We start from the raw sequence: 13,342 nt of genomic DNA on the forward strand, positions 1-13,342 counted from the left end.
CAAATGGCAGAAAATAAAAACGAAATTGCAAGATCCGAAAACACAGCAATCACAGCTAAAGTGCTTTCGCAGCTTAGAACTGCAGAAGAGAACAAAACGATCATCGTACCGCCAAACTACAGCCCGGAGAACGCTTTAAAAAGCGCATACCTCATTCTTCAAGAGGTAAAGACAAAGGATAACAGGCCGGCCCTTGAAGCCTGTACGACAGCATCGATCACCCAAGCACTGTATGACATGGTGATCCAGGGTCTCAATCCTAGTAAAAAGCAGTGCTATTTCATCCCCTATGGTAATCAGCTCACATTGTCACGCAGCTATCTTGGGACCATTGCTGTCACAAAGCGTATGGGAAATGTGAAGGATGTGAAGGGATATCCGCTTTACAAGGGTGATAAATTCGAAACTGTTTTTGACCTGGAGTCAGGAGCATTGAAAGTAAAAGCTTTTGAGCCTAGTTTCGAAAACATCGATGCAAATCAGTTGATGGGCGCCTTTGCGGTTGTCATTGGTGAAACCGGGATTATCCATACCGAAGTGATGACAATGGCGCAGATCAGAGCTGCTTGGAATCAAGGCCAAACAAAAGGAAACTCACCGGCACACAAAAATTTCAGCGAAGAAATGGCGGTCAAATCCGTTATTAACAGGGCCTGCAAGCGATATTTTGCGACATCAGATGATGCGTACTTGTTAATGACCGGGGACGAAGAAACGACAAGGGATGTTGTCAATGCGACTTATGAGGCCGTGGTAGAAGAAGACCGTCAACCAAAACAAATAGTAGATGCTTCTTCACTTTCCATTGAACAGCCCAGCGAACCACCAAAGGCTGTTCCTCAAGAACCTAAACCTTCAAAGGAAGAACCCCCATATGAGTTCAATGAAGAGGAGTTGCCGTTTTAATGAAACTAAAAGTTTTAGGAAGCAGCAGTCAAGGGAACTGCTACTTCCTCGAAGCAGAGAATGAAATTCTAATCCTTGAATGCGGAGTCCCGATTAAGGAAATCAAGAAGGAATTGGACTGGAGTTTCCGTAAGGTAAGAGGCTGTTTAGTAACTCACAGTCACAATGATCACTCCAGGTCAATCAGAGATCTAAATTCCTTTGGAGTAAAGGTATTTGCTCCAAGGGAAACCTTTGAAGCTAAAAATATAAACAGCCCATTCGCATTTGATGTGGAGACCGACAAGGCTTTCTGGGTAGGCAGATTCAAGGTCATACCATTACCAGCAAAACATGATGTACCCATCGTAAGCTATCTGATCAGCCATCCTGAGATGGGAAGCCTTCTCTTTGCGACAGACACTTACATCCTACCTTACGAGATCAGAGGTGTTAATCACTGGATGATTGAGGCGAACTATGACAAGGATATTCTAGTCAGAGATGTAGAGAGCGGTAAAACGAACGCCTGGCTTGCTCAGAGGGTAGTAAAGTCACACATGAGCATCGGGAAGACCCTGGAAGCCGTCAAAGCCTCTGGCATCGAGTGGATCAAGAACATTGTACTGATCCATCTCTCAGATAGTAACTCCGATATGGAGAGCTTCAAGCGGCAGATGCAAGAGATCAGCGGCTGCCATGTATGGGTAGCAGATAAGGGATTATCTATCACACTTTAAAAAGGAGAATTTAATGAGTAATTCAATTGACTTAAACACGTTCGCCGATGGGGCGCTTCAAGAGAAATTCAATTTGGAGCTGGAAAAGGTGTTGTCCAATCTTCAGGATCCTAACAGCGACTATAAAAAGCCGAGAGAACTAACCATGAAGATCAAGTTTGTGACAGACGAAGCACGAGATATCTCCATAGTCACTATTTCAACCAGCTCAAAACTTGTCCCGTCCAAGGATGCCATGACTAAGCTTTTGATGGGCATGGATGGTCGGGGTGGATTCTTGGCTGCTGAATATAAGAATCAAGTTCCTGGTCAGCAGGTTATGCGGGTCAACGGTGGCGAAGTGGTTGATATTGAAACTGGAGAGATCAAAGAAGATACTGCCTCTAATGTCAGAGCACTATACAAATAAGGAGAGCTAAAAATGGAATTAAAACAAGCGATAGAATACCTGGTTAACCTTGGTTTTGAAGAGAAAAAGACTTTCACGGATGCTTCAAATAACGTTTATGTTTCTAAGGAGTTTAGCCGAGTGCTTCCGGATCGTCCAGAAGCGATCAAAACATCTACACTTACATCAGTAATTGAATATATCAAGACTAACATTGATACAGACTCACAAAAGATCATTCATGTCGAAGACTATGACACCGTGTCTGTTTATGGAACGCTGGACAAGTTCCAAAGACGCGATCACTGGCTAAAAGCCAAGGCGATGGTTCCATCAACCATCAACTACGGATCTTATTATGATACAGAATCTTTCAATATTGCGCTTCAGGCAAGGTTTGTTCCGACTGAAGACCGTGACACACTGCTTAAGATCAGTGGATGCATCGAGGAATCAGCTATTAAGACATCTGTTGATGACGGGGTTTCTCAATCCGTTGCAATCAGGACCGGGATTACCACCATTGCGAATATGTCAGTTCCTAAGACGGTCAAACTCAAACCGTTCCGCACTTTCACAGAGATATCTCAGCCAGAATCTGAGTTTGTATTTCGCATTAAAGAAGGACCATCATGCGCTTTATTTGAAGCAGACGGCGGAGCATGGAAAAACCAGTGTATCTTGGATATCGCCTCTTTCTTAGAAGATAAGCTGCAGGGATTTGATGGCTTTATCATATTGGCTTAATTGATGATGTGGCTTCGGCTGCTTGTCATATGTCACCTGAAATACCTGGGGGAAGGCTTTGCAATCCTTCCCCTGAAAGGAGGCCATCTATCATAAGCAACTTATCCGATTATATATATTTGCACAGAAAAATCACTAAAAGTGCAGTTTGGGAAAATGAAAGCCTCCTGAAAATCTGGATATGGTGCCTTGTACGGGCATCCTACAAAGATCGTCAAGTGGTTATTGGGAATCAGATTGTAGAGCTTAAACCAGGTGAATTTGTCACTGGCCGAAACGCTGCTTCTGAAGAATTGAAGATGAAGGGGACGTCACTTTGGAAGCGTCTGAAAGCACTCGAAAAGTTAGGCAACATAAGCATTAAAAGTAACAACAAATTTAGCGTTATAACCGTTGCTAATTGGGCGTTCTATCAGTACGGGGAAGATGAAAGTGACAGCAGAAGGACAGCAGAAGGACAGCAGAGTGACAACAAAGGGACAGCAGAAGGACAGCAGAGTGACACAAACAATAAAGATAATAAGGGAAATAAGGATAAGAAGGAAAAGAAAGTAAATAATGCCCATTTTTCGGAGGAAACAGCAGCCATTTGGAAAGCATATCCAAATAAAAAAGGAACTGCCCAAGCAATGAAGAAGATCCCTTTACTCATCCAAGAGTATGGGTATGACAAAGTACTTCTGGCAGTCGAGCGATACAAAGAAGAGATCGCCATTCTGAAAACTGATAAGAAGTTTATAAAATATGGATCCACTTTTTTCAATGGCGGCATCCTGGACTTTTTAGGAGATGACTGGCAGCCGAATGAAATGACTGGCGACACTATCTGGAAACCAAATGAGCTGGAGCTTAGAAATAGGCTTAAAGAGGAGGAGATATAAATGGACCCGAACTGCAGCAGATGCAAGGGCACCGGCTGGGTGCCAACCAATGGAAAAGGAAACTTCGGTGAATTGCCGCTGGTTGTGACGCGCTGTCCCTGCGTGGCCATGACACAGTCAGAAAAGCGAATGGAAGAAAGCGGCTTCTCCGGTGGAAAAATGACATTTGACAGTTTTGAAGTAACGACCGAAATGGCAAAGAAAATGTACTCGACTGCCAAACAGTTCATAAAGGAGTATCCGAATAAAAGCATGGCGATGCTTGGACAGTCTGGAACAGGAAAAACACATATCTTAAGGGCAACCGCAAGGGAACTCATGGAGAGTGGAATCAAGGTCAGCATTCTAAAGTACGTCGAGCTAATCAATCTTCTTCGTCAGAATCGGTTTGATTCGGAAGGGTACGGAAGAATCATGTCAGAACTGAAAAACTGTGACGTGTTGGCTATTGATGATCTTTTTCAGGGAAAACCCATGGAGCAAGATATTCCGGTAGTGTTTGAAATCATCGATGCCCGCTATACGAGCGGAAAACCGATGATGATCTCATCCGAAAAAAACATTGAAGAACTGATCGCCATCAATGAGGCGGTTGGAAGCCGGATCCGTGAGATGACACACGGTTATCGGGTCCTGATCGGATCAGACAAGAATAAGAACCGGAGGTTGAAATGACCAACAGCAGATCAAAAGGAGCACGAGGCGAGAGAGAGCTGGCATTAAAACTAAGGGAGTTTGGTTATGACTCCAGGAGAGGTCAGCAATTCTGTGGAGCTAATGGTGACGCTGATGTTATCGGTCTTCCCGGGATTCACATTGAATGCAAACGAACAGAAGCCTTTAGGTTATACGATGCATTGGCACAAGCAAAAGCTGATGCAAAGGCAGGATCTATACCGGTTGTTGTGCACAGGAAGAATAACTCCCCTTGGGTAGTAGTTATGACTTTGGATGATTTCATGAGGATCTATGAGCAAGACAATCAAAAACTTTCGGAGGTAACGGAATGAAGGTTTTGAACTTTGGAATCGACATTTCTGATGGTCGTGATTATACAGTTGACCCCCTGATTAGGCACAAATGGCCGGAGGAAAAACCGCAGGAAGAAAAGTCTTATCTGACAAGAGTGGAGATAAACGGTTTCGTGAGTTTTCTTGAAATGTACTGGAGCGAACAACTCGGTTGGCATACGCAACACGGAAAGTACATAACTCACTGGTGGCACTTACCGGAGGTGGAATAATGGAGCTTAAGTTTAGAGCGTGGGTAAAACCAGAAAATAAGTACTTGCCTATAGCATCCATCGATTTTTTCAACGAAGAAATCACAGTATGGGGATGTGGCTATGAGAATTGCGGACTATGTGATGACCACTATCCAATGGATGATGTAATACTCGAGCAGTACCTTGGATTTGATGATAAGAACGGACGAAAGATCTTCGTAGGTGACTTTGTGAAGGTTAAGGACGGACTTAGATTCGGTGACCAGTATGAGTGTGTCGGGACGATACTTGTCGAGGACATCAGGTCGATTGGGTCTGGGGACTATTACGAGATGGAAGTCATTGGCAACATTCACGAAGATCCGGAACTGATGGAGGTGAAGGAATGAGCAAAAGAGTGCTTGATGCCTGCTGTGGTGGAAAAATGTTTTATTTCGACAAGGACAACCCGGACGTTGAGTTTTGCGATATTCGAGAAGTGGATAACCTTGAGTATTATCCAGGACGATTCTTAAATGTTAAGCCGAATACAGTCAGTGATTTCACGAATCTCCCATTCGAAGACGGCTCATTTAAGGTGGTTGTATTCGATCCACCACACTTGATTCACGCAGGGGATAAATCGTGGTCGAGGCTCAAATATGGACGACTCGAAGAAGATTGGGAAGATACCCTAAGAGATGGATTTAACGAGTGTATGAGAGTGCTGGATGACGATGGCCTGATGATTTTCAAATGGTCAGAGATTCAAATACCACTCCGCGATATATTAAAGATCTTCCAGGCGGAACCATTACTTGGAGAGAAGCGAGGACGAAACAAAAATACCCATTGGCTGATTTTCATGAAGCCGGCCAGTGTCCAGGAGGTGCAAAGTGAGAAGCCTTGAAGAAGTCATAGAAAACTGCAAAATCAGGCTGGCCAATCCTGACCTGAGCAGAGAAAGCCGAGATCGGGAAGAAGCACACCTGCACTACCACAAGGAGCTACAGAGGTACCGAGCCATGAAGCACTGTCACAGATACGGTGAGCTGGCGGTGGATCAGTGCGAAGTCTGCGAGAGCTGCCAGGATAAGATGGATCTAAGTCACCTGGCATGGAATGAGGGGGAAGAGTAGATGACTTACGAAGAGTACATGAAAAAATATCATCACTGTTTTGGCCACGAGGACTATGAATGCGGCGAACGGATGCTTTTATCACTTGAAGAACTTCTCGGTGAGTTGAAAGACGGCGGATATGCCTGCCCTGATGAGGTTGACGGTGGTATCCCGGTTAAGATAGCCATTGATCCGGAAGATGCAATTGACGCAATCGAACAACAGCTTTACGACCATGATTTTTCTGGCGAAGATTACGAAATGCCGGAGGGCGGGAAAGAGTTTTTAGGGAAGTGCTTCCAGGAGTACAACGAAAAGTACTCTAACTACGGCAACTATTGCGATACCGTTATCGTCGAAGTTCCGGACGAAATGAAGTATGAGCTGGAGGGCGAAGAATGAAGCAGATTAGCGCAAAGCAGAAACAGGCAAACTTCTTTAGGGGGATGGCTGAACTGGATGAGATGGGGAGAAGAGGGGAGATCGAAGGGGTCAAGGGGGCGCATGTCAAACTGTTTGTCCCCGATTCGGTGAAAACGGAGTTCGAAAAGTGGGCAAAGGAGCTAGTGGAATGAAGCTGGTTTACCTTGCCCATCCGTACGGTGGCATGGCGGAGAATGGGATTAAGGCAGTTCTTCTGGAATATCGGATAATGACCAAGTACCCCGAAGCACATATTTTTAATGCCGTCAGGTATTTTTCATACTTTGGGTCTTTTCTGCCAGAGGTTGAAATCATGAGGAACTGCCTGGATATGGTAGCCCGCTGTGATGAACTGTGGGTGGCTCCAGGATGGAGAGAGTCACCAGGGTGCAAGGCGGAAGTACAGGAAGCTGCATCGTTAGGGATGAAGATTAGATATTTGACGGAGGAATAGCTTGAAGAACGTATTTAGCCAATACAAAGCACTGCGTAAAGAAATTGAGCGTCTGGATCGGCGGATTCAAAAGCTTCCAAAAGGGGAGGTCACGGATTACGGGATCGACTATTCAACCGGACAGGGAAGGGCTATTGTCCTAAGAGGTCTGGCCGACGATGCCCCTGCAGGACGCCTGAGAGAGCTTTTGGAGGCTCGCAAGACAAGAGCTGAAGAAATGGTCATTGAGGTGGAAAAGGCTATCTCAGGGTGCCCGGACGCCCGCACAAGGAACATCCTTGATGCCTTTTACATTGAAGGGAAGACTTTGAAGGAAATAGCAGCTGAAGAGAACATTCATGAGGACACAGTAGCATCGATCAAAGACTCTTTTTTTAGAGCGTGACAGGAAAATACCGGTTTATACCGGGAAATACAGAAAATAACCCCATTATAAACGTGTTACTATGTAAGTGGAAAAGAACGGTTCATCTATATTCTCCCCCATGAGATAAGCACCCAGGCATTACGCTTGGGTGCTTTGCTACTGAGAGTCTATTTTACATAGTGTTAGCCTAATAAATTCCTAAGGAGTGCATATCTCTTTAAAGTTTTTACCGTATGGGGTTAAATCAAAATAAGACTTCTGGAATTTCACTGACTTGACTTTTTTACCATGATGGTATCCAGCTGTGATGATTTGGTCACGTATTTCTATATATTTTGAGGATTGGAGGATATACTGATAGGGTCGATCTTCTGAGAAATACTCTAGTGACCCGGGGCTCCATATAATTCCAAGCCTCAAGAGATTAGATATTGTTACAGAATTTGCTAATGGATCAGGGTAAATTGGATCGAGATAGAAATAGTTGAAAAATCTATTTTGTCCGCTTGGTTCATATTCTACTACAATATCTCCTAATGGTAGGGTTTGGGACATATCGTTTATAAATTCCGCTTCGATTGGGGATAATTGTTTAATTATCTCAACGAATGAGTGGTGAACTTTAGATGAAAGCCTATTATCCATGTTTGACGAAATTACTTTTGCGAACATTTTCCTTAACATTTCTTGGTCACAATAATATTTAGCTGATTCAAGAGCTGGGCCAACTATAGATGCGTCAGGGTCCTTCAAATTTTCTTGAGGAATTTTATTTAAATTATTGGCCATATCCTCAAGGATTTTGTTGTAATTCTCGAAAGCTTTAAGTTTCCGAACTTCTGACCATGCTTTTATAGAATGACCAACTGCTCCATACCATAAATCATTAAAGCTGTTAATGGGGCCTTCTATTCCTTTTGTTACAAGCGCTGTACTCGCGGAGGTAATAACTGTAATAAGAGTTTGATCCATAATAATCCTTTCTAACTAAGGTGGTGAACAATTTGTCCGATACAGTAATTTTATCAGCTATGATATCATTTGTGACCGTTAAATTAATCGATTTTTTAAAAAGAAAAAAGACCAATTCACAGAATTAGCGGAATCATTATTTAATCAGGGAGGTGATGCGCTTTGAAGTTAACAATCAAACAAAAACGATTTGCCGATGAGTACATCATCACCGGCAATGCGACAGAGGCAGCCAAACGTGCTGGGTATAGCCCAACATACGTGGCAACAAATACAGACAAACTACTAAAAAATACTAACATCAGGAACTACATCGATGATCGCATGGCTCACCTTGAAGATGCCACAATCGCAAAAGAAAAAGAGGTCCTTCAGTATCTGACTGCAGTGCTCCGGGGTGAATCTTCCTCAGAGATCGTTGTGGTCGAAGGTATTGGGGATGGAGCTTCAGAAGCCAGGCGAATGGAAAAGGCTCCTGATGAAAAGGAACGCTTGAAGGCAGCAGAACTCCTTGGTAAAAGATACCGCCTGTTTGTAGATAAGCAGGAAGTTCAGCAGGATGTCCAAGTAACATTCGTGGGCGAAAATGAAATCCCCGAGTAACAAGGTCCGGGTTAATCTACCGGAGCTCGTCGGGAAAGGCTATGGATCCTTCTGGAGATCCAGGCACCGGTATCGAGTGATCAAGGGATCCCGAGCCAGTAAGAAATCAAAAACGACTGCACTCTGGTTTATCTACAACATCATGAAGTATCCGGATTCAAACTTATTGGTGGTCAGAAAGACCTTCCGGACTCTAAAAGATAGCTGCTTTACCGAACTCAAGTGGGCAGTCAATCGGTTGAAGGTATCACATTTATGGCACTTCACGATGCAACCACTGGAAGCAACCTACAAGCCTACAGGACAGAAGATATATTTTCGGGGACTAGACGATCCACTGAAGGTCACATCGATCACAGTAGAGGTTGGAGTGCTCTGCTGGCTATGGTTGGAGGAGTCCTATGAGGTAATGACCGAAGCGGATTTCGATATCCTGGATGAATCCATCCGGGGAGAAGTCCCGGAAGGGCTTTGGAAACAAGCAACACTTACATTTAACCCATGGAATGAACGGCACTGGATTAAGCGCCGTTTTTTTGATGTCCAAAACCATGATGTATTGGCTTTAACGACCAATTACACCTGTAATGAATTCCTTGATGATTCTGACCGCCGAATGTTTGAGGATATGCGAAAGCGTAACCCACGGCGGTACCAGGTTGCCGGACTTGGACACTGGGGCATCGTTGAAGGACTTGTTTATGAGAACTGGCAGGAGAAGGACTTTACAATAAAGGATCTCCCGCCGGACGCACTATCTGCAGCAGGGTTGGACTATGGCTACACCAATGATCCTACAGCCTTCCTGATGCCATTCTACAGCCCATCACAGCGCCGGCTATATATCTGGGATGAAATATATCAGAAGGGCATGAGCAATAAGAAGATCTTCGAGGAGATCACCCGCTTGGGCTACGGCAAAGAAACAATCACAGCCGATTCAGCAGAGCCTAAGAGTAATGCTGAGCTCAGAGGCTACGGCTTAAGGGTGACCGGTGCTAAAAAGGGACCGGACAGCATCCAGAATGGGATCCAGTGGATTCAGGATCTGGAGATATGGGTGCATCCAAGATGCGTCAATTTCATCACGGAGATCAGCAACTACGGCTTTAAACCGGATAAGTTTGGCAAGCTCACAAATGAGCCAATTGATGACTTTAACCATTTGATGGATGCTATGCGGTACGGACTTGAGAAATACATTAGACCAGTCAAGAAAGAGGATTACAAAGAACAGTATGATGCAATTCAGGCTCTGGGCCTTTAGGAGGTAACTTATGGAAAGCAACAACATATCAGCCATCCCAAGGACAGAGATGGGAAAGGCAGCACTGCTCTACAGGAAAAGCAAATACCGGTTCCATGAGAACTGCAATGAAGTGTATGAGGTCCTCTCCCTAGAGGAGATTACCCCAGAGCTTCTGATGGATCTGATCCGAAAACATCACGAAGAGCAAGCTCCCCGATTGAACGAGCTGGATGATTACTACGAGGTTAAAAACCCTACGATCTACAACCGAAAGGACCGGGAGAGTCATTTGGCGGATGTCCGCTTAGCCCATGGATTTGCCCGGTATATTTCTTCTTTTATCCAAGGATACCTGGTTGGAAATCCAATTAAGGTCAAGCACCAGGATCCGAAGGTCAACGAAGCGATAACCTTGCTGAACAAAATGTTTAAGGCTGATCGGCTCAATTCGGATCTGACTCTGGATCTGTCCATTTATGGGCGAGCTTACGATATGACTTTCAGAAACAGCAGAGATCAAGACAGAGTGGTTAAGCTGGATCCGCTGAAAACATTTGTGATCTACGGTGATACAGTCGAGCGATTACCTCTAGCAGGGATCCGCTATAAACTCAACCGGGAAGAGCAGTACGAGATCGAAATGTACACTGATAGATCTGTCATCTACTATGTTCAGGCCGGTGATAAGCTTATAGAAGTAAAGCGGCAAGCTCACTACTTCGGCGAGGTCCCAATTACTGAGTACTCCAATAACCGTTTCCGACAAGGCGACTTTGAGCCAGTCCTTGATCAGATTGATGCTTATGATGCTGCTGAATCGGACACATCCAACTACATGACCGATCTCAACAATGCAATGCTTGTCATCATTGGGAACTTGAAACTGGATCTCACATCAGCCAGCCAGATGAAAGAAAAGAACACGATGCTGCTGATTCCAGCCACTGATCTTGAGGGTCAGCCAATTGGTAATGTCGATGCAAAGTACATTTACAAGCAATATGACGTGGCAGGAGTCGAGGCATATAAAAGTCGACTGCAGAATGATATTCATCGTTTTACAAACACTCCGGACATCACGGATGAGAAGTTCTCCGGTAGTTCTTCCGGAGAGTCTATGAAGTATAAGCTCTTTGGGCTAGACCAGGTCAGAGCTGACAAGGAAACCCGAATGATTGAGGGATTGTCCAGGAGATACCGCTTACTATTTAACCTCAAGTCAACGGCTCAGGAGCTGACAGGAGTGGATGCCAACGACCTTGAGTTTGTATTTACTCCCAACATCCCAAGGGCTTTCTATGAGGAGCTGAAGGCTTTCTCGGAGGCTGGAGGGCAACTATCCCAGGAAACCTTGCTTACATTGACTGCACTGGTTGCAGATCCCCTGGCAGAGCTTGAAAAGCTCAAAGACGAAAAGGAAGAAGCCAACAAAGGATTTGAAGAGGATCCTTTTGATTTAGGAGTTAGCCATGGCCACAGCGATCCAGAGGAGTAGAGTCAAGCAACTCAAATATGCAAGACAAAGGGAATCAGAGCGGTTGTTATGGATCCATACTCAAGACCGCAATGTGATTCAGGATGTAAATCGGCAGCTCAAGTATGCTATGGAGCAATGCTTGAAAGAGTCTGAATCCTGGATCACCAGGTATGCCATGAAAGAAAAGATCAGTACTGCGGATGCCTTGAAGCTGGCAAGCTCAGCCGATATAAAGGCTTTGGCTGAAAAGGCTAAGATCTATGTGCCGGCAAAAGACTTTTCCGACATAGCAAATTCAGAAATGCGGCTCTATAACTTTTCGATGAGAATGAGCCGGCATGAGCTACTTCTACGGAACATGGATTTAGAGACATTAAGAGCTTATGGGAACGTAAATGGAACCCTCTCAAGCTATCTTGGGGAGATGTCATTGGCAGAGCTTCGGAGGCAGGCTGGGATCTTAGGTCTTTCAGTTGGAGATATGGAAGATATGGAAGCCCTTGCAAGACAAATCGCAAATAGCGGCTTTCAAGGAGCTCATTTCTCGGATCGGATCTGGCAAAACCAATCAGAACTCTTAAAGCGATTGGATGCGGGAATCACCAAGTCCATGCTGATGGGTAAACATCCTACAACTTGGATGCGGGAAATGAGGCATAACCTCACAGAGGCATTTAACGGCTCTGCTTACGCCATGAAGCGATTAGCGGTTACTGAGTCAGCAAGGGTGCAAATCGCCTCACAGAAAGCGGCCTATGAAGCTGGAGGCTATGATTGGTTCGAGTTTATTGCGGAACCTTCTGCCTGTGAAATCTGCAGAGCACTGGATGGAAAGATTGCCCCGGTTAAGACGATGATGTTCGGTGGAAATGCTCCACCGATCCATCCGAACTGTAAGTGTTCCACAGCTGCCAGCATGGGGCCGGATGAGGAGAAAAAAGCAAAGGAAAGTAGTATAATTGAACCAGAAAACAAGATGATGTTTCCAGATGAGCTGGCGGGTGTGAAACGTGGCGAACCGATGGATCCTCAAAGGGCAAACAGCGGCAATCCGAATCCGCACTTTTTGGATGCATATGGATATCGAGTCAATTGCCAGAGTTGCGTTGTAACCTATGAAGCACGTTTAAGGGGTTACGATGTGAGTACCTTGCCAAAAGGCGCAGCCGGAGATCAGCTTTCAAGGAAAACTAATTTGGCCTGGATCGATCCTGCTTCCAAGACTCATCCAGAGTACATTTTTGACGAAACAGCCACAACTGCAAAACGCCTTTATAAGTTCCTTGATGATACCTTGGATCCGGAAGGAAGGTACACCATTGAATTTGCCTGGAAGGGTAGGAGGAATTCGGGACATATAGTCTCGTTATCCAAGAATCCGGAAGGTGGCTTAAATCTATATGATCCTCAGAGCGGCAAACACTACCACAACAAGGAAGTTGAGGCTTATTTCGGCAACTTGAAGCTGAAGTTTAGAGTACCCGCTCTCAATGTGACAGTACCACTCCCTGCAAAAGTCCTAAGAGTTGATGACAAAGAATTTAATTTAGGCATTGTTAACCAAATCATGGAGGAATTCGGGAAATGAACCAAATGGAAATAAGAAAATACGCCCTCTCACAGGGATATATCGGAGCCCTCCCCCTTGGTAAATGGCGAGGTTACGATGCGTATGAGCCAATTGTCAACGAAGAAGGAACAGCATTTATCGGACCACCTTTGATGATCTTAGTTAAGGGTGATGAAATCCGAATGTCTACAGTAGAAGAAGCCTTTCAGCAAATTGAAGAAATGAATGATGAAACCACCTAGCGATTAAAGCCAGGTGGTT

21 protein-coding genes are annotated in these 13,342 nt (G+C 44.8%); 20 read left to right on the forward strand and 1 reads right to left on the reverse strand.

Annotated features, from left to right (window positions below; all coding sequences use genetic code 11):
• Positions 1 to 3 precede the first annotated feature (3 nt).
• The 15 genes from P6M73_RS05965 to P6M73_RS06035 are packed head-to-tail and all read left to right on the forward strand — an operon-like array spanning position 4 to position 7,228.
• Positions 4 to 906, forward strand: coding sequence for a recombinase RecT (locus P6M73_RS05965; protein ID WP_277855199.1), 903 nt, complete (start codon positions 4 to 6; stop codon positions 904 to 906).
• On the forward strand, positions 906 to 1,625 hold the full coding sequence (locus P6M73_RS05970; protein WP_277855200.1) for an MBL fold metallo-hydrolase: 720 nt from the start codon (positions 906 to 908) through the stop codon (positions 1,623 to 1,625). Before P6M73_RS05965 ends, P6M73_RS05970 begins: the two co-directional genes overlap by 1 nt.
• Positions 1,626 to 1,638: 13 nt before the next feature.
• The gene (locus P6M73_RS05975; protein WP_277855201.1) at positions 1,639 to 2,034 is read left to right on the forward strand and encodes a replication terminator protein; all 396 of its coding nucleotides are present in this window, start codon (positions 1,639 to 1,641) and stop codon (positions 2,032 to 2,034) included.
• Positions 2,035 to 2,046: 12 nt separating this feature from the next.
• Complete coding sequence (locus P6M73_RS05980) at positions 2,047 to 2,760, forward strand: hypothetical protein (RefSeq protein WP_277855202.1); 714 nt, start codon at positions 2,047 to 2,049, stop codon at positions 2,758 to 2,760.
• Positions 2,761 to 2,789: 29 nt separating this feature from the next.
• A complete protein-coding gene (locus P6M73_RS05985; protein ID WP_277855203.1) occupies positions 2,790 to 3,641 on the forward strand; it encodes a transcriptional regulator in 852 nt (283 codons plus the stop codon).
• Positions 3,642 to 4,316: an ATP-binding protein gene (locus P6M73_RS05990; protein WP_277855204.1), complete on the forward strand. Its 675-nt coding sequence runs from the start codon at positions 3,642 to 3,644 to the stop codon at positions 4,314 to 4,316.
• The gene (locus P6M73_RS05995) at positions 4,313 to 4,651 is read left to right on the forward strand and encodes a putative PDDEXK endonuclease (RefSeq protein ID WP_277855205.1); all 339 of its coding nucleotides are present in this window, start codon (positions 4,313 to 4,315) and stop codon (positions 4,649 to 4,651) included. Before P6M73_RS05990 ends, P6M73_RS05995 begins: the two co-directional genes overlap by 4 nt.
• Positions 4,648 to 4,884 carry a hypothetical protein gene (locus tag P6M73_RS06000; RefSeq protein ID WP_277855206.1) on the forward strand — a complete coding sequence of 79 codons (237 nt, stop codon included), beginning with the start codon at positions 4,648 to 4,650 and terminating at the stop codon, positions 4,882 to 4,884. The genes P6M73_RS05995 and P6M73_RS06000 overlap by 4 nt, the downstream gene beginning before the upstream one ends.
• Complete coding sequence (locus P6M73_RS06005; RefSeq protein WP_277855207.1) at positions 4,884 to 5,255, forward strand: YopX family protein; 372 nt, start codon at positions 4,884 to 4,886, stop codon at positions 5,253 to 5,255. Before P6M73_RS06000 ends, P6M73_RS06005 begins: the two co-directional genes overlap by 1 nt.
• A complete protein-coding gene (locus P6M73_RS06010; RefSeq protein ID WP_277855208.1) occupies positions 5,252 to 5,755 on the forward strand; it encodes a TRM11 family methyltransferase in 504 nt (167 codons plus the stop codon). Before P6M73_RS06005 ends, P6M73_RS06010 begins: the two co-directional genes overlap by 4 nt.
• The gene (locus P6M73_RS06015) at positions 5,742 to 5,984 is read left to right on the forward strand and encodes a hypothetical protein (protein WP_277855209.1); all 243 of its coding nucleotides are present in this window, start codon (positions 5,742 to 5,744) and stop codon (positions 5,982 to 5,984) included. Before P6M73_RS06010 ends, P6M73_RS06015 begins: the two co-directional genes overlap by 14 nt.
• Positions 5,985 to 6,368, forward strand: a complete 384-nt coding sequence (locus P6M73_RS06020) for a hypothetical protein (RefSeq protein WP_277855210.1) — start codon at positions 5,985 to 5,987, stop codon at positions 6,366 to 6,368.
• On the forward strand, positions 6,365 to 6,541 hold the full coding sequence (locus tag P6M73_RS06025) for a hypothetical protein (RefSeq protein WP_277855211.1): 177 nt from the start codon (positions 6,365 to 6,367) through the stop codon (positions 6,539 to 6,541). Before P6M73_RS06020 ends, P6M73_RS06025 begins: the two co-directional genes overlap by 4 nt.
• On the forward strand, positions 6,538 to 6,843 hold the full coding sequence (locus tag P6M73_RS06030) for a DUF4406 domain-containing protein (protein WP_277855212.1): 306 nt from the start codon (positions 6,538 to 6,540) through the stop codon (positions 6,841 to 6,843). Before P6M73_RS06025 ends, P6M73_RS06030 begins: the two co-directional genes overlap by 4 nt.
• A gap of 1 nt (position 6,844) precedes the next feature.
• Positions 6,845 to 7,228 (forward strand): sigma-70 RNA polymerase sigma factor region 4 domain-containing protein, encoded by a 384-nt coding sequence (locus P6M73_RS06035; RefSeq protein ID WP_277855213.1) that lies wholly within the window; start codon positions 6,845 to 6,847, stop codon positions 7,226 to 7,228.
• Positions 7,229 to 7,408: 180 nt separating this feature from the next.
• Here P6M73_RS06035 and P6M73_RS06040 read toward each other — a convergent pair whose 3' ends face one another.
• Positions 7,409 to 8,182: a DUF4393 domain-containing protein gene (locus P6M73_RS06040; RefSeq protein ID WP_277855214.1), complete on the reverse strand. Its 774-nt coding sequence runs from the start codon at positions 8,180 to 8,182 to the stop codon at positions 7,409 to 7,411.
• Positions 8,183 to 8,344: 162 nt separating this feature from the next.
• On the opposite strand from P6M73_RS06040, the gene P6M73_RS06045 reads away from it, so the two are divergent.
• Genes P6M73_RS06045 through P6M73_RS06065 form a run of 5 tightly spaced genes read left to right on the forward strand, consistent with a single transcriptional unit; the run spans position 8,345 to position 13,323 of the window.
• Positions 8,345 to 8,785, forward strand: a complete 441-nt coding sequence (locus P6M73_RS06045) for a terminase small subunit (protein WP_277855215.1) — start codon at positions 8,345 to 8,347, stop codon at positions 8,783 to 8,785.
• Positions 8,769 to 10,052 carry a PBSX family phage terminase large subunit gene (locus tag P6M73_RS06050; protein WP_277855216.1) on the forward strand — a complete coding sequence of 428 codons (1,284 nt, stop codon included), beginning with the start codon at positions 8,769 to 8,771 and terminating at the stop codon, positions 10,050 to 10,052. The genes P6M73_RS06045 and P6M73_RS06050 overlap by 17 nt, the downstream gene beginning before the upstream one ends.
• A gap of 10 nt (positions 10,053 to 10,062) precedes the next feature.
• Positions 10,063 to 11,529, forward strand: a complete 1,467-nt coding sequence (locus P6M73_RS06055; protein ID WP_277855217.1) for a phage portal protein — start codon at positions 10,063 to 10,065, stop codon at positions 11,527 to 11,529.
• Positions 11,504 to 13,099, forward strand: coding sequence for a minor capsid protein (locus P6M73_RS06060; protein ID WP_277855218.1), 1,596 nt, complete (start codon positions 11,504 to 11,506; stop codon positions 13,097 to 13,099). Before P6M73_RS06055 ends, P6M73_RS06060 begins: the two co-directional genes overlap by 26 nt.
• Entirely contained in the window at positions 13,096 to 13,323 is a 228-nt protein-coding gene (locus P6M73_RS06065) for a hypothetical protein (RefSeq protein WP_277855219.1), read from the forward strand. Before P6M73_RS06060 ends, P6M73_RS06065 begins: the two co-directional genes overlap by 4 nt.
• The last annotated feature ends 19 nt before the right edge of the window (positions 13,324 to 13,342 follow it).

Origin of the sequence: Anaerococcoides asporogena, from assembly GCF_029590275.1 — a bacterium.
Classification (GTDB): domain Bacteria; phylum Bacillota; class Clostridia; order Clostridiales; family Clostridiaceae; genus JG1575.